The 26,475-nt window shown below is 57.9% G+C and carries 20 protein-coding genes; 4 read left to right on the top strand and 16 right to left on the bottom strand.

All coding sequences use genetic code 11. From position 1 onward, the window contains the following. Positions 1 to 235 precede the first annotated feature (235 nt). Positions 236 to 1,843, bottom strand: coding sequence for a M10 family metallopeptidase (locus QRN50_RS07900; RefSeq protein WP_024660001.1), 1,608 nt, complete (start codon positions 1,841 to 1,843; stop codon positions 236 to 238). A gap of 449 nt (positions 1,844 to 2,292) precedes the next feature. On the opposite strand from QRN50_RS07900, the gene QRN50_RS07895 reads away from it, so the two are divergent. Next, on the top strand, positions 2,293 to 3,621 hold the full coding sequence (locus QRN50_RS07895; protein WP_003400519.1) for a sensor histidine kinase: 1,329 nt from the start codon (positions 2,293 to 2,295) through the stop codon (positions 3,619 to 3,621). 118 nt (positions 3,622 to 3,739) lie between these two features. Here QRN50_RS07895 and QRN50_RS07890 read toward each other — a convergent pair whose 3' ends face one another. Next, the gene (locus QRN50_RS07890; protein WP_096126536.1) at positions 3,740 to 4,366 is read right to left on the bottom strand and encodes a glutathione S-transferase; all 627 of its coding nucleotides are present in this window, start codon (positions 4,364 to 4,366) and stop codon (positions 3,740 to 3,742) included. A 42-nt stretch (positions 4,367 to 4,408) separates the two neighbouring features. Continuing rightward, the gene (locus tag QRN50_RS07885) at positions 4,409 to 5,305 is read right to left on the bottom strand and encodes a LysR family transcriptional regulator (protein ID WP_024642688.1); all 897 of its coding nucleotides are present in this window, start codon (positions 5,303 to 5,305) and stop codon (positions 4,409 to 4,411) included. A gap of 158 nt (positions 5,306 to 5,463) precedes the next feature. On the opposite strand from QRN50_RS07885, the gene QRN50_RS07880 reads away from it, so the two are divergent. The 3 genes from QRN50_RS07880 (at position 5,464) to QRN50_RS07870 (ending at position 9,264) form a co-directional block, all read left to right on the top strand. Then, positions 5,464 to 7,029, top strand: coding sequence for an MFS transporter (locus tag QRN50_RS07880; RefSeq protein ID WP_024642689.1), 1,566 nt, complete (start codon positions 5,464 to 5,466; stop codon positions 7,027 to 7,029). Beyond that, a complete protein-coding gene (locus QRN50_RS07875) occupies positions 7,026 to 8,003 on the top strand; it encodes an LLM class oxidoreductase (RefSeq protein WP_011268189.1) in 978 nt (325 codons plus the stop codon). Before QRN50_RS07880 ends, QRN50_RS07875 begins: the two co-directional genes overlap by 4 nt. Before the next feature lie 82 nt (positions 8,004 to 8,085). Beyond that, positions 8,086 to 9,264 (top strand): LLM class flavin-dependent oxidoreductase, encoded by a 1,179-nt coding sequence (locus tag QRN50_RS07870; RefSeq protein WP_003400502.1) that lies wholly within the window; start codon positions 8,086 to 8,088, stop codon positions 9,262 to 9,264. 51 nt (positions 9,265 to 9,315) lie between these two features. On the opposite strand, the gene QRN50_RS07865 is transcribed toward QRN50_RS07870, so the two are convergent. The 13 genes from QRN50_RS07865 to QRN50_RS07805 form a co-directional block, all read right to left on the bottom strand. Next, entirely contained in the window at positions 9,316 to 10,173 is an 858-nt protein-coding gene (locus QRN50_RS07865; protein WP_011268190.1) for a DUF6282 family protein, read from the bottom strand. Further along, positions 10,170 to 10,949, bottom strand: coding sequence for a hypothetical protein (locus QRN50_RS07860; protein ID WP_054091914.1), 780 nt, complete (start codon positions 10,947 to 10,949; stop codon positions 10,170 to 10,172). The genes QRN50_RS07865 and QRN50_RS07860 overlap by 4 nt, the downstream gene beginning before the upstream one ends. Positions 10,950 to 11,034: 85 nt before the next feature. Next, the gene (locus QRN50_RS07855; protein ID WP_011268192.1) at positions 11,035 to 12,006 is read right to left on the bottom strand and encodes an NAD(P)H-dependent flavin oxidoreductase; all 972 of its coding nucleotides are present in this window, start codon (positions 12,004 to 12,006) and stop codon (positions 11,035 to 11,037) included. Between the two features lie 77 nt (positions 12,007 to 12,083). Further along, positions 12,084 to 12,446: an antibiotic biosynthesis monooxygenase gene (locus QRN50_RS07850; protein WP_003400494.1), complete on the bottom strand. Its 363-nt coding sequence runs from the start codon at positions 12,444 to 12,446 to the stop codon at positions 12,084 to 12,086. Positions 12,447 to 12,480: 34 nt separating this feature from the next. Next, a complete protein-coding gene (locus tag QRN50_RS07845) occupies positions 12,481 to 13,200 on the bottom strand; it encodes an RraA family protein (protein WP_003400491.1) in 720 nt (239 codons plus the stop codon). After that, positions 13,184 to 14,374 carry an isocitrate/isopropylmalate dehydrogenase family protein gene (locus QRN50_RS07840; RefSeq protein WP_096126537.1) on the bottom strand — a complete coding sequence of 397 codons (1,191 nt, stop codon included), beginning with the start codon at positions 14,372 to 14,374 and terminating at the stop codon, positions 13,184 to 13,186. The genes QRN50_RS07845 and QRN50_RS07840 overlap by 17 nt, the downstream gene beginning before the upstream one ends. Next, on the bottom strand, positions 14,371 to 15,399 hold the full coding sequence (locus QRN50_RS07835) for a hydroxymethylglutaryl-CoA lyase-like TIM-barrel protein (RefSeq protein ID WP_011268195.1): 1,029 nt from the start codon (positions 15,397 to 15,399) through the stop codon (positions 14,371 to 14,373). The genes QRN50_RS07840 and QRN50_RS07835 overlap by 4 nt, the downstream gene beginning before the upstream one ends. A gap of 278 nt (positions 15,400 to 15,677) precedes the next feature. Continuing rightward, the gene (locus tag QRN50_RS07830) at positions 15,678 to 16,589 is read right to left on the bottom strand and encodes a LysR family transcriptional regulator (RefSeq protein ID WP_011268196.1); all 912 of its coding nucleotides are present in this window, start codon (positions 16,587 to 16,589) and stop codon (positions 15,678 to 15,680) included. Positions 16,590 to 16,911: 322 nt separating this feature from the next. Further along, complete coding sequence (locus QRN50_RS07825; protein WP_164920499.1) at positions 16,912 to 19,467, bottom strand: calcium-binding protein; 2,556 nt, start codon at positions 19,465 to 19,467, stop codon at positions 16,912 to 16,914. Positions 19,468 to 19,526: 59 nt separating this feature from the next. Continuing rightward, entirely contained in the window at positions 19,527 to 20,948 is a 1,422-nt protein-coding gene (locus QRN50_RS07820) for an HlyD family type I secretion periplasmic adaptor subunit (RefSeq protein ID WP_011268198.1), read from the bottom strand. After that, positions 20,941 to 23,103 (bottom strand): type I secretion system permease/ATPase, encoded by a 2,163-nt coding sequence (locus QRN50_RS07815; RefSeq protein ID WP_011268199.1) that lies wholly within the window; start codon positions 23,101 to 23,103, stop codon positions 20,941 to 20,943. The genes QRN50_RS07820 and QRN50_RS07815 overlap by 8 nt, the downstream gene beginning before the upstream one ends. A gap of 142 nt (positions 23,104 to 23,245) precedes the next feature. After that, positions 23,246 to 24,721, bottom strand: coding sequence for a TolC family outer membrane protein (locus tag QRN50_RS07810; RefSeq protein ID WP_032624952.1), 1,476 nt, complete (start codon positions 24,719 to 24,721; stop codon positions 23,246 to 23,248). 471 nt (positions 24,722 to 25,192) lie between these two features. Continuing rightward, positions 25,193 to 26,434 (bottom strand): M20/M25/M40 family metallo-hydrolase, encoded by a 1,242-nt coding sequence (locus QRN50_RS07805; protein ID WP_003407399.1) that lies wholly within the window; start codon positions 26,432 to 26,434, stop codon positions 25,193 to 25,195. Between the last annotated feature and the right edge of the window lie 41 nt (positions 26,435 to 26,475).

The following is a 26,475-nucleotide window of genomic DNA, read 5'->3' as shown; positions in this document are numbered from 1 at the left end:
GGGCATTACATTCAGCAGCCCCTGATGAGTCAAGTGGGTTTTGTTGGATATATTGAATTTGTGGTTTTAAATTTTGTAACAGCACCGTCACGGTGCCGAAAAACGCGCAAAACGACGCGTCGCACAATTGCGGTGCGTGATTAAAACCAGAAATGAAGGGGGAGATTCGGCTAGAAAAGACTGCGCCTGTCAGTGGCGCAGTCCTGTCATTGAGATCGGTCTTTCAGGTCAGCGATCAGACCGCCAGATCGTGGGCATGGAACTCGCTGACGCCGACCAGCTGGATTTCAAAGTCCGCATGCAGGTCGCCGTTGACGTTGCCGGACAGCACATGGTCGGCGAAGCGCAGTTGGCCAGCGCCGGTAAACTCGCCGCTGCCGATGAAGCTGAAAGCATCGAGGGCCTTGGTGTCCACGTTGGCATCCATCTTCAGGAAGCTCAGTTTGTCGCCTTGCTGGCTATTGAAGTCGGTGATCACATCGCTGTTGTGGCCTTTGCCCATTTCCGACAGATCGTTGAAAACGAAACGGTCAGCACCGCTACCGCCAGTCATGATATCGGCGCCCTGACCGCCCACCAGTTTGTCATTGCCGGCACCGCCGAAGAGAACATTGTCCGCATCGTTGCCGGTCAGAGTGTTGTTGCGATCATTGCCCAGCACGGTAAAGGCGCCCTCGCCTTTGAGGTGGACATTCTCGAAGTTCGCCAACGTCCCGGTATTGAGGTTGATGACCTGTGCGATGGGCGAGGTATTGTCGTAGGTGATCTTCAGCGTATCGATGCCCTGGTCGGCCTTTTCCTGAACCAGGTCCAGTTCGCCTGCCTGATCAATGACGTAGGTATCGTTGCCCAGCCCGCCGATCATGGTGTCCAGACCGCCGCGGCCATTGAGCACGTTATCCAGATCGTTGCCGATCAGCGTGTCATTGAAGGCAGAACCTATGGCGTTTTCAATGTGCGCACCGTAAGCGATCGCCAGACCGGAATTCATCGACGTCGGCGCGTCAGGGTTCGCGTTGTAATCGAGAAACGCCTTGCCGATGGTGCTGAACTCACCCTCGTTGAGGTTGATTTTCACCGATGCTTCCTGATTGCTGGCATCAATGGTGTCCTTGCCGCCAGCGTCCCAGATGGTCTCGAATACCGACTGCCCGGGTGCCCATTTGTAGACGTCGTCGCCGGTGTGATAGTGGGTGTTGGCGCCGTATATGAACTGCATGGCCGCAACATCGAGCAGCATCGGCGTGGTGGGCTTGAAGCTGTAATTGTTGGTGTAGCTCATGATGGTGTAACGCGCATCTTCGAATTTGGCATCGAGCAGAACATCGTTGTACTGCGATGCTTCGAACGAATGCTTCAACCCCAGTGCATGACCGGTTTCATGCATGAACGTGAGGTAATCATCCGTGCCCTTGGCAGGATCGGCCGCGTTGACGTTCGGCCCGATCCAGACATCGCCGGAGCGGCCCAGCGTACCCGGCGCATAAGCCTGGCCAAACTCTGTACCTTGCAGGCCCTTGAAGCCGCCGAAACGGATGTCTCCGACATTATCGGGGGTGTCCTGAACCTCGGTGAACTTGATATCTGCCACCGCACTCCAGGCATCCAGTGCGTTTTTTGCGGCTGCCGCCTGGGCGTCGGTCAGCGAATAGGCATCGCCGGGCTCCTGAGAGCGACTGTAATCAGTGGCGTAGACCGAGTCGGCCTTATGAAAACTGTAAGTCAGATGGGTGCCGGACGAATCCCCAAGCCAGAATGGCCCCCATAACAGGCTGGTGACTCGGTCGTCGGGAGCTCCCTCGGGCAGAAGTTCGGCAGGACTTGATTCATTTGGGCCGGGCATCGGCGTTGCTCCAGAAGAATACGGACGTTATTAATGGGCTCACGACTTTTGCCAAGGCAAAAACCGGAGACAGTTTATTACACGGCACGCAAAATATGGACATAATAAGTTACAAAAACAGTACTCTGAAAGGCCGACTCATTGCTCTCGACACTGGCAACTTCTTATGATGAGTGAACTTTAATTCTTATGGCAGGCGTCATTTAATGGCGCGCCGTTATATAGATTGGAAGCACCGGCGATGACAGTAAGAAATGACTGTTCCGAGAGAGTTCGAACACGATCTTGACGCCCTTCGATTGCGCAGAACTGCTTCACTGCGTGTCGAACGAGCAACCTGAATAAAGGGGACACCGGCACGCCGAGCTGATTTATGCAGCGTATGCCTTGCTGCGCTCTATGGATCATAGGCATCATAAGACCTATTTCATCCGATCGCGGTGCGCCCCATGACCCACCACCCTGCGCCACTTCCCGCCAGCGAGGAAGAACGTGTCCTGTCCCTTGAGCATCTCAAGATACTGGACAGTGCTCCCGAGCAAGACTTCGACGACATTGTGCTGCTCGCGACAACACTGTGCGACGCGCCCATTGCGCTGGTCTCGCTGGTTGACCGAGAACGCCAGTGGTTCAAGGCCTGCATCGGCCTGGACGTGCAGGAGACGCATCGCGACCTGGCATTCTGCGCCCACGCTATCCTGCAGCCCTCCGATGTGCTGGTGGTGGAAGATGCAACCACCGATCCTCGCTTCAGAGAGAGCCCGCTGGTGCTGGGGCCTCCTTACATCCGCTTTTATGCGGGTGCGCCGATTCGTACCGAGGCCGGTCATGCACTGGGCACCGTCTGCGTGATCGATATCTGGCCGCGCGTACTGAGCGAACAGCAACGTCGTGCCCTGCTGGCACTGGCGCGGCAAACCGCAGCCCTGATGCAATACCGCCTGGTCTCGGAGCAACGTGACCAGCACGCCGCCGAGCTGGCACTGGGACTCGAAAGCGCACAGAGCCAAAGCCTGGCGCTGGAGCGCAACCTGCGCCAGTCGCAACGGGTGTCATCGCTGGGCATGCTGACGGCGAGCATCGCTCATGACTTCAACAACCTGCTCCAGGCACTGAGCGCCAGCCTGCAACTGATCCGCATGCGCTCACGCCGCCCGACGGACGTCGAAACGCTCAGTGATACCGGACTGCGGGCAGTGGATCACGGTCGCCAATTGGTAACTCGCCTGCTCAACAGCGTTCGCCAGGACGGTTCCGAACTGATCTGCATCGATGTCAGCGAAAGGATCGATGCAGCCCGTGATCTTCTGTTGCGTTCGGCGGGCGACACGCTGGATCTGTCATTCGACTTATCCGCCCAGGGCTGGGGCGTGTTGTGCGCCGAAGCGCAATTGCATACCACCTTGTTGAATCTCCTGAGCAATGCGCGTGATGCAATTTCAGGCCCCGGCAAGGTGCATATCTCGACCCGGCTGGAATCCGTCAAGGACGACCCGCAATTCCCGGAAGGCGATTATCTGGTACTCAGCGTGAAAGATAACGGTCCCGGCATGACAGCCGAGCTCAAGGAGCAAATCTTCGAACCTTTCTTCACGACCAGAAGTTCGGACCCGGGTGCCGGGCTTGGCCTTGTTCAGGTGCAGGAGTTTGCGGTAAATGCCGGCGGAGGCGCACGCGTTGAAACAGCACCGGGGAGTGGCACTACCGTGCATCTCTACTTGAGAATACTGGGCCCGATCAGTGCAACGAATGCACCAGCCCATATAACCGAACAATAACAACGGCTCATCGCCAGCGAGGCGTGGTTACTTAAGATACCCGTTAAATAAAAATGGCCGGACATTCACTGTTCGGCTTTTTTATTTTCTGACCTGCTTCATCCTGTCGCCAGGTTCCTCAAGGCCAATGGCGTCGTATGACCTCGTTGACCAGCGGCTCGGCGTCAACCTGTAGCAACAGCGCATGAAAATCCGCCCGGGTGTTACGCAGGTGCTCGCGCGCGCCACTCCATCGCGTCACGACAGAGGTCAGAATCTCCACTGCGCCGGGCGCATCGCAACGCCAGATCCCGGCATCACCAAACAGGTCGGCAAACGTCTCCCAGTGTTCATGCAACCGCGTCCGGGCGCCCGCTTCGAGCAGCCTCTCCTGCGCATCGTCGGAACTTGCCAGCCAGCGCTGCGGGTAATCAATGATGCCGATGGCGGCGTAGCAATTGGCTGCAATGTAAACCAGCGCGCGAAGCGCTTGAGCACGCTGGGCGGATTGGCCAGGCAGAAGTCCGGAGTCGGGGTGCTCCAGGCCCAGATGAATCAGGATCGCCGCACTTTCAGTGAGGACCGCGCCATCGGCGAGCACCAGCGTGGGGACTTGCATCAACGGGTTGACCCGCCTCAACGCCTCCTTGCCAGCCCCCTCCTCCCAACCACAGGCTTCGCACAGGGTAAAAGGCACCGAGCAGCGCCGAAGCGCTATCTCGATCGCAGCCGAACCCGAACCTTGCGTGCCGAAAAGCGTATACATACCAGTGCTCCTTGCCAGGTGCTGCCGGCTCACTCCGCGCGGTTACACCGTCGGGGGAGCGAACAAATGGGCGTGCATGAAATCAATGAAGACTCGCAGGCGCAGCGAAAGATGCTTGCTGGACGGCCAGAGCAATCTGAACGTTCCGGTATGCACCGTGTAGTCATCCAGGACAGGTATCAGCTCGCCGTTGCGAATGGCCGATGAAATCATGAAGTCCGGCAGACAGGCAATTCCCAACCCGGCCCGCGCAACGTCCACCAGAATCTCGGTGGTATTACACACCATGGCCTGGGGTAACTCGAGATCGTCGACGCCTGCTTCACGACGCAGCGGCCAGTGTTCAAACCTTCCCGTGGAGGGAAACTTGTGCAACAGACAGGCGTGCTGACTCAGGTCCCCAGGATGCCGGGGTATACCGTGCCGGGCAAAATAGTCCGGAGCGCCGACAATGCGCAATTGGAAACTGCCCATCCGCTTCGACATCAGCCCAGAGTCACCGGGATCGCCGGTGCGTAACACGATATCGAAGCCCTCCTCAATGATATCGACCATGCGGTCCGAGAAATCGATGTCCAGTTCGATATCGGGATAGGTACGCATGAAGTCGATGATCACCGGCATCACCAGTCCGCTGACCAACGGCAAACTGATCCGCAACCTGCCCTTGGGCAAGTCTCTGGCATTGCTCAACTCCATTTCCGCCGCATCCAGCTCCGACAGGATCCGTCGGCAACGCTCCAGGAATATCGAGCCTTCCAGCGTCAGGGCGATACTGCGCGTACTGCGATGAAAAAGGCGGACGCCGAGGCTCTCCTCCAGACGGCCGATACTCTTGCCGATCCCCGACGAAGAGATGCCCAGGCGCTTTCCGGCCTGGGTAAAACTCCGTGTTTCGGCAACCAGAACGAACACGGCGATGCTTCCGAGCGATTCCAATACCCACTCCTATTCAGGACAACCTTGTCCCATACGTTCGGAACATAAGCCTGTTTTTGTTTGCGGGCGCAAGCCCTAATCTCCCGGCAGGGCGATCGCTCTTGGATAACCGCGTGCACCACGGCAAAACCCGGGCACGCTTCACAGGGACACTGCACATGACCACAGCACGCCAGGTTCCAACACAGCCCACCGCCGGGCGATGGGGACAACTGCTCGCCGCTTGCCTGACCGGCATTCTGATCCCGTTATGCTTCACAGGTCCTGCCGTGGTGCTGCCGTCGATAAACCAGGCGCTGGGTGGATCAGCCGTCGAGCTGACCTGGGTCATCAACGCCTACATCCTGACCTACGGCAGCGCGATGATGGCCGCCGGGAGCCTCACGGATATCTACGGCAGAAAACGCGTCTGGTTGATCGGGCTGGCGATATTCGTGCTCTCCACCTTCGCCATTCCGGCGGCCTCTTCCGTCGTCCAGATAGATTTGCTCAGACTGGTTCAAGGCCTGGGCGGCGCGGCAGCGTTCGCCGGGGCGATGTCGTCGCTTGCCCAGACCTTTCATGGCGCCGACCGTACCCGAGTCTTCAGCCTGCTGGGCACCACCTTCGGTATAGGTCTGGCCTTCGGCCCTCTGGCAGCCGGCTCGCTGGTGGATTCGGCTGGCTGGAAATGGTCATTCCATGCGACTGCACTCATCGGCGTCGCGGGATTTTTGCTGGTGCTGTTCAGCGCCACCGAGTCAAAGGATCCCGACGCCACGGGCATGGACTGGCCGGGCGCAATCAGTTTTACCGCAGCATTGACCCTGTTCACTTATGCAATTCTGCTCGCCCCTGAAGAGGGCTGGACCGATCCATTGGTGATGGGCGGCATCATCGGCTCACTGCTGCTGTTCTGGGTATTCATTGCGGTGGAGCGACGCGTCGCCCGTCCCATGCTGGATCTCTCGTTGTTCAAAAGCGCGCGCTTTGTCGGCGTGCAGATTCTTGCAGCCACTCCCGCATTTTTCTTTGTCGTGCTGATCATCATGCTGCCGGCGCGCTTCATTGGCATCGACGGCCTCAGCGCCCTTGAAACCGGGCAGATGATGACCGCGCTGGCCGCGCCCCTGCTGATCGTGCCCCTGCTTGCCGCGCAACTGGCACGTCGTTTCACGTCGGGACTGCTGTCCGGCGTCGGGCTGCTGCTGGTGGCGGCCGGACTGCTATGGCTGGCGCTGGCACTGGACAGCGGCGCGATCAGGACAGCGTTGCTGCCGATGGCCTTGATCGGTATCGGTATCGGCCTGCCCTGGGGGCTGATGGATGGCATGGCGATCAGCGTCGTCGAAAAGGAACGCGCCGGCATGGCCACCGGCATCTTCAATGCGGTGCGCGTTTCGGCGGACGGGATCGCTATCGCAATCGCCGGTGCCCTGCTGGCTACGTTCATTCAATGGGGACTTTTCGACGCACTCAAGGGTGTCTCACCTGATGCAGTCACCGAAGCGGCCAACCGCGCTGCCCTGGGCGATCTGCACAATGCGACAAGCCTGCTGTCCGGTCAGTCAGCGTTGCTGCACCAAGAGTACGTCAATGCATTCCGCAATCTGCTGTTCATTCTCAGCGCCGCCACCGTGCTGACGGCGGTGGCGGTCTTTGCCCTGCTTGGTCGCGTACGCGCTCATGAAGAACCGCCCATAGAGCCCTCCGACACGCTTGAACTGGCGGGTGAAACCAAGTGAGTCCCTATGAAATACCCGGCGCAAAGCGCCATCCCGCCTTTGCAAAGGTGTTCGCGCCGGGACATCTCACGTTCGGTCTGATCGCGCCACTGGAGGGCTACCCGGACTCCGCAGCACCGACCATGAAAGACCATCTGGCCCTCGCCATTCAGGCCGACAAGGCCGGTTTCGCCGCGCTGTGGCTGCGCGACGTACCGCTTCTCGATCCGGGGTTCGGCGACGCCGGTCAGGTGTTCGATCCTTTTGTCTACGCCGCGCTACTGTCTGCGGTCACCCGGCAAATCTGCATCGGCACGGCAGGCATCATATTGACGTTGCGCAATCCGCTGATGGTTGCCAAACAGGCGTGCAGCGTCGACGTGTTGCTCGAAGGACGCTTCCTGCTGGGTGTGTCTACAGGGGACAGGCCCGGCGAATATCCCGCGTTCGGCGAGCGTTTCGAGACCCGCGCAGAACGCTTCAGAGACGGCGTCGAACTGCTGCACGCGGTGACCGAGCAGTCTTTTCCAGTGTTCAAATCGCGTCATTACGGGCAACTCAATGGCACGCTGGATCTACTGCCGAAACCGGTTTTCGGGCGGCTGCCGATGCTTGCCATCGGCCGCTGTCAGCAGGACATCACATGGCTGGCCAATAACATGGACGGCTGGATATGGCATCAGAGCGGCTTCGACACCTTGCCTGAAGTGATCAATCACTGGCGCAGCGCCAATGAGCAGATGCAGTTCAAGCCCTACGGCTATGCGACGTTCTTCGACCTGGACGAGAACAAGGACGCGCCGATGAAAGTCGGCCGTGGAATCAGTACCGGGCGCAACGCCCTCATCGCCCTGTGGCAGCGTCAGCGGGAACAGGGTGTTTCGCATGTGGCGCTGAACCTCAAGCCACTGAGGCGTCCGGCCACAGAAGTGTTACAAGAGCTGGAAGAGTATGTGCTGCCGTACTTCCCGACCCGCCGGGGTGATCATGCCTGACCGAATACTTCGTCGGCACGGCCACCGCAGGTTCAGGATGTAGCAAGGACGAACGATCCAACTATCGACCTGGGAGGTCACGATGCGCGCTGAAAAATCCTATCCGATAAAAACCAACCCGATGCGCAGCAGCGCGAACAAGATACAGCTGGGTGTTTTCTCCACCAATACCGAGGGCGGCTGCACCGTCACCAACGCGCCTGAACGCCTGCGCGGAGACGATTGGGCAGGCAACCTGGAAATCGCCCGGATTGCCGACGATGCAGGGTTTGAAGCCTTCATACCGGTCGGCCGCTGGAAAGGTTTCGGCGGCACCAACAATACCGGCGGTGTCTGTTTCGAAACCTACACCTGGGCTGCCGGGATTGCAGCCCTGACCAGTCAGATCGCCGTGTTCACCACCTCGCACCTGCCCACCGTGCACCCGCTGTTCGCGGCCAAACAGGCGGTGACCATCGACCACATCAGCGGCGGGCGCTTCGGGCTGAATATCCTTTGCGGCTGGTATGGCGCGGAAATGCGCATGTTCAACGGCCATATGATGGAGCACGACAAACGCTACGACTACGCAGAAGAGTGGCTGCACATTGCAAAAAATGCCTGGGAGCAGCAGACCCCGTTCGACTTCAAAGGCGAGTATTTCAACATCTGCGGCGCAATCTCGCAGCCACAACCTCTGAATAAACCCTACCTGATCAACGCAGGGGGGTCGCCACGCGGCAAACTCTTCTGTGCAGAACATTGCGACGCCGCGTTCCTGATCGTCAAACATCTGGACGGCGAACAGGCCGTGCGTGAGCAGATTGCATCCTACAAGGACCTGGCGAAACAGAAGTTCGGCCGCGACATAAAGATATGGTGTTATGGCTATGTGGTGCAGAAGGACACGCAAGAGGAAGCAGACGCTTACCTGGACTATTACGCCAACCAGGTCGGTGACGATGAGGGCTGCGACATCATCACCGGCGAGCTGGGTATCCAGACCGGCATTTTCACCCCCGAAGACGCCGTGCGTTTCCGTTTCCATTTCAAGGCCGGATTCGCCGGGGTGCCACTGGTAGGCACACCCGAGAAGATCGTGGAGCTGTTCAGGAAATATTCTGACTGGGGGATCGACGGCATTGCCCTGACGTGGCTCGATTACCATGAGGGTATAAAGGACTTCGTGAGGGAAACACTGCCACTGATGGAGGACGCGGGCCTGCGTGAATCCAGGGTTGTGGAGGCGATGACTTCGAAGGTGTCCGCAGAAGTAGCCTGATGGCCGGGCCTCCCTGGCGGTGCTGGCCAGGGAGGCGCTTATCCGGACAGCTTAAAGGGCCAACATGCGTTGCGGATTCAGCAGCGTCACCTCGGTGCGGCGCTCGTCGCTCAAGCCGAACGCGTCGAACCACTGCCCGCTCAGCGACAGCCACTGGTGGACATCGATCTGACTGGTCTGCCCCAGGTCCGAGCTGTAGACCACATTGCCGACATGGCTCAACACATCGCTGAAATCCTGCCGGTCCTGATAACCCAGCAAGTACGTCAGTGCGGTCTGCTCGATGTAGACCGATGGCTCTGTGCCGATCAGCGCCAGCTCGGCCGCGTCAAGACCGGTCAACGGATTGGCAGGCTGATTGAGCATCAACCTTGGCACACCGATGCGCAGCGCTTCGTCGATCAGCGTCCTGACTTCATTGGCATCGGCATGCCCGGTCGAGATCACCAGCGGATAGTCACGCGCCATTCTCAGAATATCCAGCGTCTGTGGCGTCAGCCGGCCGTTGTCCGATGTCACTCTGGCAGGCTTGATGGGCTTGTCCCGCAACAGCGGATGGCTCAGGTTGCGGGTCAGCGTACTGGCATGCGTCCTGCCGGTCACGGTTGGCAAGTGAACCAGGAAACGCCCGGGCTCATCGCCACGCAAACACAGGCTGCGCTCGACCACACGGTAGTCGATGCCGCCGGCAATCTCGTTCAGCACCACCGAGCCGCTGACCGGAAACCCCTGATCGCGCGCTTCCCACGCCTGGGCTGCCGTACACCCCAGATGATTCTTCAGCACCACCCTGCCCTGCGCCCGCGCGTAGCACCTGCCCGCCTCGATCGCACCATGACGACGAATGAACGCGTCAGGATTGGCGTGGTAATGCACATCAATGAAGTTCAGCGCATCGACCTGACTCATTGCACGCACTCCTGGCGGGTCATCAGGAACGTGTCGATGCTGTCCAGAACCTGCTGCAAGTCATCCGCCAGCGGACGCATCCCGCCGCCATCTATGCACAATGAGCGCTGCTGCAGGCCACGGGTACGCAGTACATGGCGTGCACTCACCAATTGCGACTTTTCACCGAACACGCTCAACACGCGGCCCTGGTAATCGAGCAGGCATTCACTGACATCGACACCAGCCAGCAACCGGAAACCCACTGTCAGGCGCTGCCCTTGCATCGAAAGCGTCGCGTCACTCTCTTTTTCGGATGGGTCCGTTCGTTCATGCGACTGCCCGTCAGGCAATACCAGATTGTCCAGCAGATGCCTGGCTTGCTCGACATGCCCCTGTTCGGCCAGGTCTGCCATATGTCCCAGCCTGGAATCGAGTAACCCGTCGGCCTTGGCCGGGGAAGACAGCAGCAGCAAGGCAGGTGTCGACTGCAGAAATGAAGTGCCTGCCAGTGCCTGCGCCAATGCACCGCCCAGGGCAACGCCGACCAGTACATCCGGCACACCCCATGGCTCGAGCGCGCAGGCCCAGCGCTCGGTAAAGACACCAAAGTCCTCACCCTGCATAACGGGCAGCGACAGGGAATCAAACACCGTGACCTGAAAACCGGCGGCGGTGAAGTGCTCGATCAGCGGCTGGGCAAATCCACCCTCGTCCCAGACCGGCATCACCGGTGACAGAATAAAGACGCGCGAATGCCCGACACCAAAGGTCCGGAAGGTCATGCAATGACTCATGGCTTTTGCTCCTGCAAAAAGAACCAGACCCGCCTTGTGAGCGGGTCCGGTCGTTGCTCCATCGTGAGGGCTCAATCGTGAAGGCTCAGCGGGGCGTGCGAAGGCGTTCGACACTGGCGGCATACCCGCGCAGGGTCGACTCGATAATCCGTTGCGCGGGCAGCACCTCCTTGATCAGGTCCGCGACTTCGCCCGCCCAGATGGCCCGGATACTGACATCATCGGCCGCCAATGCGGCTTCATAGTCCAGGCGCAGTTGACCGGCTGAGGCAGCGAAAGCCTGCTCCTCACCCACCCAGCTAGCGGAAAAGTCATTGCCGATCACGCGTCCGCTGTAGCCCTCCGGCCAGTCGATGCCGCGCACCTGATCAAAGATCCGGGTTCGCACCGTATCGCTCGCAACCGCCTGCAGCAGTCGCTGCTTTACCCGTTCGGAAGGCAGTGCCTCCTGCGAAGCCAGAAAACGCGTACCCATCATCACGCCGTCCATACCCAGCGCCAGAGCAGCAGCCATGCCGCGCCCATCGGCGATCCCGCCGGCACCGATCAGCACGACATGCTCACCCACCGCGTCGCGGACCGCCGGGAACAGCGGCAATGAAGAGCGGCGCAAACTGTGCCCCCCCGCCTCGGCGCCTTGTACGATCAGCGCATCGGCACCGGCGTCCAGCGCTTCAAGCGCCTGATCGACGTCGTGCACCTGAACGATGACTTTGGCATTGGCCTGATGGATGGGCCTGACGAAAGGGCGTACATCACCAAACGACAGGGCAACCACCGCCGGACGATACTCCAGCGCCAGGTGAAGCAATTCGAATTGTTTGGCCACGGTAAACATGACCAGGCCTACGCCCCAAGGCTGCTGCACCTCGCGCATCATCTCCAGTTCACGCGCCATCCATTGCGGGTCGCCGTAACTGGCACCCACCAGGCCGAGGCCACCGGCACGGGAAACCGCAGCCGCCAGACGCCCACCGGACGCGCCGCCCATGGGCGCCAGAATCAGCGGGTGGTCAATGTCCAGAAGTGAGGTCAGTGCTGTATTGATCGTGGTCATCGCATAATCCCTGTGCAAATCCGAGTGAATATCAGACGAAGGCGGCCTGTGCGCCGCCCTCTTCTGTCGGTCCTGGCTCAGCCGGCCTTTTGTAAGGCAATTTCAGGGGTGATGTACTCGGCCACGTTGTACAGGTGATATTCCCAGGTGCCGGTTTCTTTCAACCGCGAGTAGCGCGACAGAAACTCTGCGTCGCTAAACAGCGACTCGAACTGGCTGCGATCACTCCATTGCGCCTGATTGATGACGGTCTTGCCGTCGGTGCTTTTCATCAATCGGCTCCATTTGAAGGCACTGTAAGTGCGTGCCACGTAGCTGACGGTTTCTTCGAGAATCTGAATGGCCAGATCCTGAGCCCCCTCGTTTACCTGTACGACATTGACCAGATAGACCGCGCTGTCATCGCTGACGGATTGAGCGTCGAACAATTCCATTTTCATCATCATTTCCATTCAAGTGGGAAGGCAGATCGGTTCACGCCTGTGAAGGCACAGCGACGCTGACTTTTTCAGCGTCAGTCAGCCAGGGCTGGTCGTAGCGATAGGTGCTGCGGGCTTTTTCCAGGGGCCAGCCAGCCGATATGGCTTCAATGATGCTGCGCTCTGTGTGCTCGATCGCCTGGGCACGGCGTACGACCTCGACGGCCAGCTGCTGTGGAATCACCACGCAGCCGCTGCCATCACACACCAGAAGGTCGCCGGGCCGGACCGCCACGCCCGCGATGAGCAGAGGCACCTGTACAGCCTGGAGTCGAGCGCGGTTCTTTGCTGACTGCATGAAACGTCCGCGACTGAACAATGGGTAATTGCACTCGATGACCGTATCGATATCGCGTGCCACGCCATCGATCACGGTGCCCTTGATGCCATTGGCCAACGCGAAGCGGGTCATGATATCGCCCCATACCGTGCAGTCCTGGCGTCCGTTGTTTGAGGAAACAATCACCGCGCCGGCAGGTACATGATCGATATAGTTGGCAGCACCCTTGAAGACCGCAGATGCACCAACCGGCTCGTACTGCACGGTAAATGCGATACCCACGCAACGAGTGCCCGGTACTTGCGAGGCAATACCCGAAAGCCCGCCGTCGATCCCCAGGCTGTCCAGCGCATCAGACAAGGACGCAGTGTCGAGATGTTCACATGCGTCCAGCACGGCTTGCGCAATGGGCACCGCTTCAAAGTGCGCTGACATGACGTTCTCCCGGTGCCGAAGCCTGCTCGTTGCGATACCCAAACGTGCGGGACTGCAACTCGATGCACTGCTGAACGATCGCTTCGCCCACCTGGGCCGTGGTATGGGAACCGCCAAGGTCATACGTGCGTGTGGATGTGCGCGAAACCAGACTGACGGCCTGGCTGATGCATGCCGACTCGGTCGGAAACCCCAGATGCTCAAGCATCAGCGCGATGGCCATGAACATCGCGCCGGGGTTGGCCTTGTTCAACCCGGCATGGGCAGGCGCACTGCCGTGTACCGGTTCGAAATAAGCCCCTGAATTGCCGAAGTTGCCACTGGGCGCGAACCCCAGGCCACCCATGACTCCGGCGCCCAGATCGGACAGAATATCGCCAAACATGTTTTCGGCAACGATCACCCCGAAGCGCTCGGGGCGCTGCACTATCCACAGGGCAACCGCATCAACGTTTTCGATGACCCCGCTCACGTCCGGATAACGCTGAGCTGTTGCTTCGAAGATGCCCCGTGCAAACGCGCTGCTGTGCCTGAGGACCATAGGTTTGTCGACAAACGTGACCCGCGTGAAGTGGTTCTTGCGGGCGTACTCGAAGGCGTATTCGAAAATACGCATCAGGCCACTTCGCGTCTGCAGGCGCAACGTCACCGTCGCATCGTCCTGCCCTTCTCGCTGCCACGCCGCGCCGAGGGCTTCCCGCTCTTCAAGCAGCGGCACCAGTGCATCCGGGATACAACCGAAGTCCAGCCCCGCATAAAGCCCTTCGGTGTTTTCCCTGATCACGACAAAGCGAAATCTGTTTTCGCCAGTCATGTCAGTGACCGGGCGTACATTGGCGTACAGGTCGAGATTCTGCCTGAGCTGAATGACCGGACTGACATAGCGGCGGTTCTGGCCCTGAAGCGTCAGTGGCAACTCTGCTTCGGCCTCTGCCAGAGGTTTGCTGGTGATTGCGCCAAGCAATGTCGCGTCGCAACTGGCCATGATCTCCCAGGTCCGGGCCGGAACGGTTTCCCCCTCGGCCCTCCAGCATTGCCAACCTATGTCCGCCGGTACCAGATCGAACGGCAGGTTCAGCGCCGCAATCACCGGAAGCGCCGCCTCCATGACTTCAATACCGATCCCGTCACCGGGCAAGACACATATGCGCTTTCGGAGCATTTGAGTGGTCATAGCGCGACTCCCTTCGCGCCGTTCGGCAAGCCGGTGGCGATGGTCGACAACACCGCTCGCGGCGCAAGGCGCGCCACCTTGTCCTGCTGATACATGACCTCGATCGCTCGGTACTCGGAGGTCAACTGAAAGCGCTCGAGGGTGTCGCGCATGCGTTGACTGCTGTCATAGGGGAAGTTGTAAGTGCCCAGAATGATATCCATCAGCGGGCTGGGCATATTATTTTGCGGGATCGCGCGGGCTGTGGCTTCCGACAGTTCAATCACTTTCACCAGGTCATAACCATGACTGACGCCGGTACGCTCCAGATAGGCAACCAGCATACTCAGGTGAAGATTGCCGGCCCCCTTGCCCATGCCACATATGGACGTGTCGATGTATTCAGCGCCGGCTTCTATAGCCGCCGCTGCATTCGCCAGCGCCAACGACAGATTGTTATGCGCGTGAAAGCCCAGCGGCACCAACAATCGGCTTGAGAGACGACTGAACAGCCGATCTACATCGGTCGGCACCATATGACCATTGGAATCCGCGCAACAAACGATATCCGCGCCGGCCCCCTCTGCGCGCACGGCCGTATCGAGCACGGAGCCTGGCGTCTGCGAGGTCACATGCGTCACATTGGCGCTGACGCTAAAGCCGTGATCACGAGCCAGCGACAAGGTCACAAGCCCCTCATCCAGTTGATCGCGCCTCAAACAGACACGGATCATCGAAACGCCCTGCTCCTTGAGCATGGCCAAGTCATCGGTGGTGATGTTTCTGGGATGAACCATGACGGCCAGTTCGATGCGGCCTTTAGCGGCCTGTGCAATCTTTTCAATGAAGACTGCGCCTACATCACTGGTCAGACCGTGCTCGCCTTTCGGCGCGAAGGATCCTTTGCAATAACCAATTTCGCAGAGGTCCACACCCGCATTGGCCAGGCCAGTGGTGATAACCTGTGCCTGATCTTCTGTGAAATTGAAGTTGTTCCGATAACCACCGTCACGCAAGGTAACGTCGAGAATTTTTACGTCGGCCATGAGAATCTCCGGCTGTCCTTAGGGTGTCACCAGGGTGCTTGAGATGATCTTGCCACTGCATGAGTTTTTATAATTATCCAACAGCGCGCCATCTAACAAACCTTGCCGAGCCGACACCTTAACGTCTCGGAGTTTCGAGTCATGAACTGCTCCACTCGATATTGATCCTCGTCAAAACAGTCCAACTTGTAAACTGTCGATATTTGATGAGGGGATGTGAATTTTTTCACCGCAAGACTGTTTTTCCGCCAACACAATCAGCGTGAACTCAGCCCTGGCTAGCGATAACAGCTTTCCACATAGTTCATGGCAGCCTGGATGGAAGCCACCGCGCGCAGGTCTTCATGCACGCCCAGCCAGACATCGACTTCCAGCGGAGCAGACAACTCCACCCGGCACAGACGATTATTATCCTCTACGGCAAAACTGGGCAGTAACGCGATGCCCACACCGGTTTCCGCAGCACGAATTTGCAACTCCACCGTTTTGGCCTCCAGCACAAAGGGTCGATCACCGACGATATCCCTCAACCAACCGTTCTGACTGTCACTCATCAGTTCATTGTCATAAGCAATAAACTCGTAATGCTCCGGAGGGCGTTGCTCCAGATAAAAACGTGCGCAATAAAATGAAAAGGAAGCCGTGCCAATCCGCCGCGCGACGATACCGCTTTCAACAGGTCTGGAAAACCGTATACACAGGTCAGACTGGCAGCTGGATAACGACGAATACTGATGATCGCCCAACAACCGCAACACAATACCGGGATGCATCGCCCGAAACGCCCCCAATTGCGGCACCAACTTCTCGACCGCCACCGACGGCGGCGCACTGATGGTCACCTCCACACCCTGCACCACCTGAGCCGCAACCGCGAGACGGCCAACAGCCTGAGTCTGCGCCTCGATCTGTCGCCCGATCGCCGCCACACGCCGTCCCTCATCCGTCAGTTCGTACAACCGCTTGCGACGATCGACAAGCTTTACATTCAGAGACTTCTCCAGCGAAGCGATACGGCGTGACACAGTGGCGTGCTCCACACCCAGCATCCTTGCAGCGCCACTCAGGGAGCTGACCGTGGAAAACATCACGAAGTAACGCAGGTCCTCCCAGTCAAAACAGATCCTGGGGTTTCTGAACAGGTTATTAACCTCGAAGGTAGCCGATCCATCCACTGGAGTCATTGTCATCCAAGCCTTATCCTTATGCGGTTCGTGCGAATAGGTAGTTCTGTTATGTTTTAAACCGAGCATTGGCAGGTGCGTGGAACGATAAGGATAAGGCTGACAACTTCCTCAGGCCCGAATAGCGAGCGGGTGCCGCTGGGTAGTTTAGTTTATTGAGGGGTGGGTATTGCGGAGTGGGGTTCGGATGATTGGGGACGGGGGTGTCCGGAGTCGTTTCTTTAGGTTATAACTAGCTGTATGAGTGTTTAGCTCACTCGCGCAACGTATTAATGATAGAAAACGCTTCAGGCTGCCGCACCTCCGGGTACGACAGCCTGAATTACTGTTATTGCCAGTTGCTCGCAATCACCACGTTCAACGAAGCCTGGTAACTCTCAGACAGCTTAAGTTCACCGGCAGCAGGCGGTGCGAAAGCCGCCATGGCCTCTACCAGTTGATCAACCTGCCCTCCCAGCAGGACCTTGCCATCATCAGTGCGAAACTGCTCGATCTGCTGAGCCTTCTCCCAACTGCCAGCGCCCCAGAATGACCAGTTGGATACCGTCACTTTATCAGCCGTGCCGATGACACCGACTTCCAGATCCCAACCGTTTTTGCTGAACCACAGTTGATCAGCAGCGATACCGGCACCGAATTGCAGCACGTCGGTGTTTGCATCAGGATCAAAATCATTGATTACATCCTGACCGTCGCCCCGCTCGAATTGGTAGAGATCGTTACCCCGACCGCCATCAAGCTGATCATTGCCGGTTCCACCTGTCAGAGTGTCGTTGCCTGCATCACCGTAAAGCCGGTCATTACCAGCCCCTCCCGACAGGATGTCGTTGCCGCCCAGCCCGTTGATTTCATCGTCGCCATCAAGACCGCTCAACGAATCCGCCAGCGCATCATTGCCGTAAAGAACATCGTTGCCCTGACTGGCCGTACCACTGCTCATCGCCCTGATCGCATCAATGCCCCAAGTTGTTCCATCGGAGAACTGAATCTGTTCGACCTGGGTCGACGTATTTGAGAACCATCCAGACACCGTAAGCTTGTCGGCTGACCCAGCGATGCCTACATACAGGTCGTACGCACTGCGGCTGAGCTGGATATCGGCAGGCGTGAGACTGTCGGAGACCCTGATGACATCCAGATTGCCTGCAGAACTGTCGTAATCACTGATCCAGTCCTGCCCGGCCCCACGATAGAAAAGATAGGTGTCATTGCCAGCATCACCATAAAGGTTGTCATTGCCGACGCCACCATCAAGGGTGTCCGCACCTGCACCACCATAAAGCGTGTCGTTGCCGGCGCCACCATCAAGGGTATCCGCACCTGCACCACCGTAAAGCGTGTCGTTGCCGGCACCGCCATTGAGCGTGTCATTACCCGACAGACCGTAAAGTGTATCGTCCCCCCCCAATCCGTTCAGGGTATCTGCGACAGATTCCTCCCCTTGCAGGACGTCGTTGCCTTCAGTTGCAACGCCTTTGACCATCGCGTTCAGGGTGGCTACATCCCAGAGTGTGCCATCCGCAAACTGAACCTGTTCGACCTGCGAATCGGCAGAATAAAACCAGTCACGAACCGTTATCTTGTCCGATGTACCGATAATCGCCAGCTCAAGATTGTTTCCTGCGCGCGAAACCTTGATATCGGTTGAAACAATACCTGGTGCCAGTTTGAGCGTGTCGATATTGCCAGCGGTCCAGTCGCGATCATTGATCACATCCTGACCGCCGCCACGCTGAAACAGATACGTGTCATTGCCGGAGCCGCCATAAAGCATGTCATTACCAGCGCCACCATCCAGCGTATCTAACCCCATTCCGCCATCAAGCAAGTCATCGCCTGCGCCGCCCAGAAGCACGTCGTTGCCAGCAAGACCATAGATCTGATCGTTACCACCCAACCCATCGAGCTGCTCACTGGTCTCGTCTCCATAGATTGTTTCTGCTCCTTCACTGGCCACGACCCGCGAAAGACGCTTGAGATCGCTAACCGACCAGACTGTCCCGTCAGCAAATTCGACTCGTTCAACCTGATAACCGGAATCGGTATAACTGTAGATCTTCATCCAGTCAGTGGTGCCCTTTATGGAGAGATAAAGATCTGTGTTCTCTCTCCTCACGACGACATCGTCAGGAATAATGTCGGCAGCCACTTTAATGGTATCTGCATTACCAGCGGTCGTATCAAACTCGCTGATCGTGTCCTGCCCCATCCCTCTGTAGAACAGATAAGTGTCATTGCCACGAGACCCCGACAAGTAATCATTACCGGCACCGCCGTCCAGGGTGTCATCGCCATCATCACCACTGAGGGAATCGTTGCCTGCCCCGCCGTTCAATGTGTCGTTGCCTGTGCCTCCATTCAAGGTGTCGTTACCCTCACCTCCGCTCAACAAATCATTGCCTTCCTCACCATACAACTTGTCATTACCATTGAGGCCATCGAGCACATCATCCCCGACATCGCCATACAAGGTATCAGCCGTATCACTGGCCACGCCACGAGTCATGGTTTTCAGGGTATCGATATCCCATACCGTCCCATCGGCAAACTCGACACGCTCCACCTGATAGTTGATGTTATTGAAGAACGTGACCGACATTTTGTCAGTCGTTCCCTTTATCGAAAGATACAGGTAGGTACCATCGCGACTAACCGTCACATCGGCGGGCGCAATATCGGCTGCTACCTTGATCGTATCGATATTGCCAACGGTCCAGTCGAAATCAGTGACCGTGTCCTGCCCCATGCCTCGGTAAAAAAGATAGGTGTCATTGCCAAGGCCGCCAGACAGCCTGTCGTTGCCCGCACCGCCATCCAGTATGTCATTGGCCGACGTGCCATAAAGCCAATCATCGCCACTCTGCCCGTTGATAATAGTTGCCATTGTATCGCCCATGAGTCAGTACCGATTGAGTTACTGTTATTAATCCAGATTTCCACTTACTACCGCTCCCTGAAACTCTCCGACGCATGCTGCTGCAACGGACTCAGGAAATACTCAATCACCCGCCGCTTGTTCGTCGTCACTTCCGCCGTCACCGCCATGCCCGGCGACAACTTGATGTCCACGCCATTCACATTCAGCGTATCGCTGTTAAGACGAATCTTGCTGCTGTAGATCAAGCCGCGCTTTTCATCTTCGATGGCGTCGTTGGAGACGCTGATGACTTCGCCTTCTATCGTGCCGTACTTGGTGAAGGTGAACGTTTCGACCTTGACGGTAACGGCCTGCCCGGCGCGAACAAAGCCGACGTCCTTGTTTTCCAGCATGGCTTCCACTTCCACGGGCTGGCCGTCGGGGACTAATACCATCAGCGGTTGTGCGGGGGTGACTACGCCGCCGACGGTGTGCACGGCCAGTTGCTGGACGGTGCCGTCTACCGGCGCTTCGAGGGTGGTGAGGTCTTCCTGATAGCGAGCCTTGGTCAGGTCCTGATTGAAAGATGCGATCTTTTGATCGGCTTGCTGCAACAGGTCAAGCATGGCGCGGCGGGTCTGGGCGACCACGCCTTCGCGGCGGCGCTCTGCTTCCTGGCGGGCGGCGGTGGACTGCAGGACGCTGGCTTGCTGCACGCTCAGTTGGCGTTCGAGGTCCAGGCGCGCTTGTTCCTTTTCCAGGTAAGCGTGACGGGCGATGTACTGCTTTTTCAGGAGGTTTTCGTAGTCACTTGCCAGCTTGGTGGCGATAGGCAAAGTTTTCTGCAAACTCATGACTTGAATACGCGCGGCCTGAATGTCGGCCTGGCGTTGCTGAATTTCGGCGTCTACCAGGTCAAGGCTACTGCGGTACTCTTGATACTGGCCCTGCAGCCAGCGCTCAGCCGCCAATACATGCATCGGGTCGGCATCCAGTATGGTGCCGGTCAGATCCCGAGGTGGCTTGCGCTGATTGATTGCGTCGAGCATGGCAGCCGCGCGAGCGCTGTCGATTCGCGCAGCCAGCAAATCACTGCGGACGCGTCCGACATCAGCATCCGCAGATGTGGAGTCCAGCTCCAAAAGCAACTGACCGGCCTTGACCGATTGCCCGTCACGCACATGAATCGCCTTGACCACAGCGGTTTCACTGGACTGAATGGTTTTCGTCTTGCCGCTGGGAATGATTTTGCCGCTGGCTGTCGCTACCACGTCAATCTTGCCCAGGCATGCCCATAGCAACGCCAGAGCGGCAAAAAACATGATCGCCCACATGAAAACACGCGGCGCGGGATGACTGGGTTTATCCTGGAGTTCCAGCGCAGCGGGCAGAAACTGAACTTCATGCGCCAAGCGCTTGGGGGCATCCATCTCACGACGGTGACGCCAAGATTGGCGCCACACGCGGCGGTAGCGCTGCAGTAGTCCGGTCGATTCGGCGTTAGACATGGCTGCCTCCCTGCTGCAGGCGATGAAGGCGCGAGTAATGACCTGCTTGATGTGTGAGCAATTCGGCATGAGTGCCCTGCTCTACAATTTGCCCGCGATCGACTACAACGATGCGGTTGGCATCGCGAACGGCAGACAGCCGATGCGCGATGATGATCACCGTGCGCCCCTTGCAGATGGCCTGCATGTTCTGCTGAACAATGCGCTCGGACTCATAGTCCAGCGCACTGGTGGCCTCGTCGAAAATCAGGATGCGCGGGTTGCCCATCAGGGCGCGGGCGATAGCGATACGTTGGCGCTGACCGCCGGATAACGACGCACCGTGCTCACCGACCATTGTGTCGTAGCCCTCCGGCAGCTCAAGGATGAAGTCGTGGGCGCCAGCCAGTTTGGCCATTTGCATCACGGCTTCCAAAGGCGCTCCGGCATCACTCAAGGCGATGTTTTCGCGAATGCTGCGGTTGAACAGCATATTGTCTTGCAGTACCACGCCGATCTGGCGGCGCAGGGAAGAGACGTCTGCCAGGGCCAGATCCATGCCGTCTACCAACACCCGACCGCGCTCCGGTACATAAAGGCGCTGTAACAGACGCGTCAGTGTGCTTTTGCCAGAGCCGGAACGCCCCACCACACCGATGACCTGGCCTGGCGTGATAACAAGATTGATGCCCCGCAGGATCTCCGAGCCGTCTGGGCGATAGCGGAAATGCACCTGATCAAACTCGATGCGCCCCTTGATCGGCGGTAACGCACTGCGGTTGACTTGCGAGAGTTCGTTACGGGTATTGAGGATGTCGCCCAGGCGCTGCACCGATACGCCGGTCTGCTGGAAGTTGGTCCACAGTTGCGCAAGGCGCATGATCGGCTGGGCAACACGCCCGGCGAGCATGTTGAATGCAATCAACTGACCGACCGAAAGTTGGCCGTCAATCACCAGACGCGCGCCAAACCACAGGGTTGCAACAGTCACCAGTTTGCCGATCAGAGAGACACTTTCGTTGGCAATGGTCGACAGGTTCTGAGTTTTGAATCCGGCAGCGACATAGCCCGCCAACTGGTTATCCCACTTGCGAATGGCTTGAGGCTCCACTGCCATCGATTTAAGGGTGTCGATGCCGTTAACCGTTTCGACCAGAAACGCTTGGTTCTCAGCGCCTCGGGCAAAACTGTCGTTAAGGCGTTTGCGCAACACAGGAGTAATGAGCACCGACACCAGAATGTAGAGCGGCAGGGACAACAGCACGATCAACGTCAACCAACCGCTGTAGTAAAACATCACCGCAATGAACACCACCGAGAACAGCACATCCAGCAACAGGGTGATGGCATTGCCGGTCAGGAAGTTGCGGATGTTTTCCAGTTCACGCACCCGTGCTACCGAATCGCCCACGCGGCGAGCCTGAAAGTACGAGAGCGGCAACGTGATCAAGTGACGAAACAGCTTCGAACCCAGCTCTACGTCGATGCGGCTGGCGGTGTGTGCGAACACGTAGGTGCGCAAGCCAGACAAGGCCGACTCGAACAGCATCACCCCGGCAAGGCCGATGGCGATAACGTCGAGGGTGGTCAATCCGTGATGGACAAGTACCTTGTCCATCACTACCTGGAAGAACAGCGGTGTGATCAGCGAGAAAATTTGCAGGACGAAGGAAACCAGCATCACTTCGCCCAGCAACTTCCGGTACTTGACGATGGCAGGAATGAACCAGGTGAAATCGAAACTTGAAGACTCGCCCGGCGTTCCGGCCTCCGAGCGAATGAGCAGTAACTGGCCTGTCCAACGCTCCTGCAAGGCCTCGAAAGTAACAACCTCGGGGCGTTGAGAAAAAGGGTCGTGGATAAGCGCCTTGCCTTGATCAAGACGCGCGATGATGAAGAAACCACCGTTATTGTCCGCTGCTATCGCGGGAAGTGGTGTACGGTCCAAACGCTCGGTGGTGGTCCTCGCAGCCTTGGCTTTCAAGCCGAGTTTACGGGCCGCCAGTAACAGGCTGTCCTGCGACAGATACTGGTCAGGGCTGCCAAACTCATGGGCAAGTTGCTCTGGCGAAGCCGCCACCTGATGAAAGCGCGCAAGCATGACCAGCGAGGCAAGGCCGGTGTCCAGGCGAGGGGCATTGTCAGGCATTTGAGTGCCCATTTCCGAATCATTCATAGCGCGTCCCTGCCGATCTGCCACTGATGGGCAAATCTGATCAATTTACTAATTAGCTGTAAGCATTCACTTTATTGGATATGCGATTTGCATAACCGACGGGTTCAGTTCGCTACTGCGTTAACTACCGATGTGACGAATATCAGACTCCTGGCGGCAGAAAATCGCGAGCAGGGTCGTAGTCTTGCTTGAGATATAACGCAAGTGCTTTCAGGTCATCAGGACTGAGGATGCCAGCAGACTGTTTGAGCTTGAGGTTATCGAGAATGTAGTCATACCGGGCATCGTTATAATCGCGCACGGCAGCGTACAACTGACGCTGAGCATTGAGTACATCGGCAATATTGCGAGAGCCAACGTCCACGCCCACCTGATTGGCTTCCACGGATTTCTGACCGGAAATGATGCTTTGGCGTCGGGCTGCAATCTGCTCTATGCCCGTATTGATGCCGCGAAACGCATTGCGTGTATTGAGCACCACTTCGCGGCGGCGGTCTTCCTGTTCGTCCTGGCTCTGATACAGACGCTCGGTGGACTCCTTGATCTGGGAGTTGGTCATTCCGCCCGAGTAAAGAGGGATATTGAGCTCAATGCCAATGCTGCTTTGCGCGACCTGGTCGCGATAACCGTTACTGCCGAAGTCAGTCGGGTTACTGTAGCCAAAGCTGTCGTTATCACCTTTGCGATAAGAAGCAACAGCGTCAACAGTGGGGGCATGCCCGGCTTTACGCTGATTAAGCGTTTGCTCGGCAGCACTGACTGCACGCTCGCTGGCTTGCAGCTCAAGATTTTGCCGCAGGGCAATATCGACCCAGGCACGGGCATCATTGGGTATGGGCGCCTCTACCGGCATCTGGTGTCTTATGCCTGCAATTGACGTGTAGCTGTGCTTGGTCAGGCGCTCCAGCGCTTCATAGGCATCATCTACTTTTCGCTGCACCAGTTGCCGGTTGGCCCGGGCATTGTCATAGGCCGCCTGGGCGTCATACACGTCCGTGATGCTTGAAGCACCATCCTCCAGACGCCCTTGAGCCTGGTCGCGCTGACGCAATAGCGCAGCTTCTTCAGCCTGGGCGGCTGCGAACGCGTCCAGTTGGCGCAGTGTTTCAAAGTAGGCCTGGGCAGCGGTCAGCAGCAAGTTTTGCTCTTTGGCCGACAGCTCAAGCCCGGCTTGATCCAGGCTCGATTGCGCAGCCTTCAATTGAAACCAGCGATCAATGCGGAACAACGGCTGACTGAGGTTGGCACGAAACGTTGTGCCACTTCGCTCTCGGCTTAGGGAAGGCTCGTCTCGCTCCAGACGGGTTACTTCTGACGTTGCCCCGGCGGTCAGATTCGGCAGCAGGCCTGCACGCGCCTGAGGCACGCCTTCGCGTTGTGCCCTGTAAGCATGACGCGCTGCGGACAATCGCGCATCGTTGAAAAAGGCGGCTTTATAAACATCTAAAAGATCCGCGTGGCGCTTTAGCAGATCCCGGCGGTCATGAACAACGCCCTGATCGCCTGGCAAATTGACGGTGGCAGGCGCTGCAAACGAGGGAGCCAACGCGATGGTGAGCAGGAACAGCAAAGCCAGTTTGAGGGCATGAGGATACACGGCGCGTCCTTGCGGTAGCATATTGATATCAAAAAGGTGGGCAATACTAGAACGCCATTATGGCGGCGTCAATTATTTGTATCGACCTTGTATCCGATTTGTTGAACTTTTTTTGAGTTTAATTTTGGGGCTACTGACCTCTAGCCCGTGCCCAAGGCTCATCTGCTTAGTATTGATAGGGGGCAGCGTATCTTTTCGATATAGCATTAAGGTCATAATTAAATATATGCAGAAATGCTAATCGGCTATTACGCAAAAACCGGCTCGGCTCAAGGCCGCAGACACACTAATAAAATGACTATGGGTTAAGGAAACAGGCGAAATCATGCTGACCTTCCAGGGCTCTGGATCCGCGACGACGGTCCGTTTTGCATGGCCAGGGTGTAAAACAGAGTCAGCAGGTTCGGGGGGGGGGGGGGCAGCCCTGTATTTGTTTAAAAGCGAGTCATCGACTCTACAGCCTCCCGCGCCACGCACGGGAGGCCTGTCGAATCACTGTTGCCCGGACAACTTCATGATCATTCGCGACAGCAAGTAGATCCGCGGCGCCACGCTGCCCACTTCGGCATACTCTTCAGGCGTATGGATATTGCCGCCGACAATACCGAAGCCGTCCAGCGTCGGTGTGCCCACGCTGGCAGACAGACTTGAATCAGCCGCCCCGCCGCTGCCCTCGATGGTCAGGGTGCGGCCCAGTTCGCCGTAGATGCCTTGTGCCATCGCGACCAATGCATCGGACTGCGCGGTCTGCGGCATCGGTGGCAGGCCACGGACCAGACTGGTCTTGACCTCGGTATCAGGCACCAACCTGTTGGCCGACACCCTGGCCAGATCCTGCTCGACGCGGTCAAACTCCTCCGGTACGGCAGCACGCACATCGGCCTTGGCGCTGGCCTGATCAGGAATCACGTTGGTGCGGTCTCCCGCCTTGAGCACGGTGAAGTTGATGGTGGTTTTCTTCTCCTCGTCACCCAGCTTGCCGAGTTGCAGGATCTGATGGGCAACTTCGGTCGCGGCGTTACGTCCCAACTCAGGCGCAACGCCTGCATGCGAGGCCTTGCCCTTGACTTCGACCAGTGCGGTTGCCGAGCCTTTGCGCCACACCACCAGACCGTCGGCCGGACGTCCCGGCTCCAGGTTGAGCGTGACGTCATGCTCCTTCGCGGTTTTCTTGATCAGCTCGGTAGCGACGCCTGAGCCAGTCTCCTCACTGGCGTCGAGCAGCACCGTGATCTGCGCGTAGTCGGTGAACTTCAGGTTGTGCAAGACTTTCAGCGCATAGATAGCCGCAACGATGCCGCCTTTGTCATCCATCACGCCTGGGCCGTAGGCACGCCCGTCCTTGATATGGAACGGACGCTCGGCCGCAGAGCCTTCCTTGAACACGGTGTCCATGTGCGCCATCAGCAGAATCTTCGCCTTGCCGGTGCCTTTCAGGGTGGCGATGACGTGGTTGCTGGCTTCTGGCGTATTTGGAACGAGCTCGATGGTGGCACCGAGCTTTTTCAGTTCTTCGATCGCGATGTCGCTGACCTTGGTCAGGCCCGGTACATACCCGGACCCCGAGTCGATGTTCACCAGGCGCTCCAGCAGCTTCAAGGCTTCGTCCTTGTATTGCTCGGCATCGGCCTGGATGGCCTTGTGCGGTTCGGCCATGGCCGCCGGTGCCAGAGCTGTCAACGCAAGCGCCAGAGCGAGATGAGCAGCCAGTGGCGAGCGGGAAAATGAGCGCATGTGTTCCATCCTTGTGTTCGGTTCGTCGAGGTTTTTCAAGA

The organism is Pseudomonas sp. MEJ108, from assembly GCF_030208985.1.
Lineage (GTDB): Bacteria > Pseudomonadota > Gammaproteobacteria > Pseudomonadales > Pseudomonadaceae > Aquipseudomonas > Aquipseudomonas fragariae.
The sequence above is the reverse complement of the archived record's forward strand: the minus strand, read 5'-3'. Positions and strand labels throughout refer to the sequence as shown.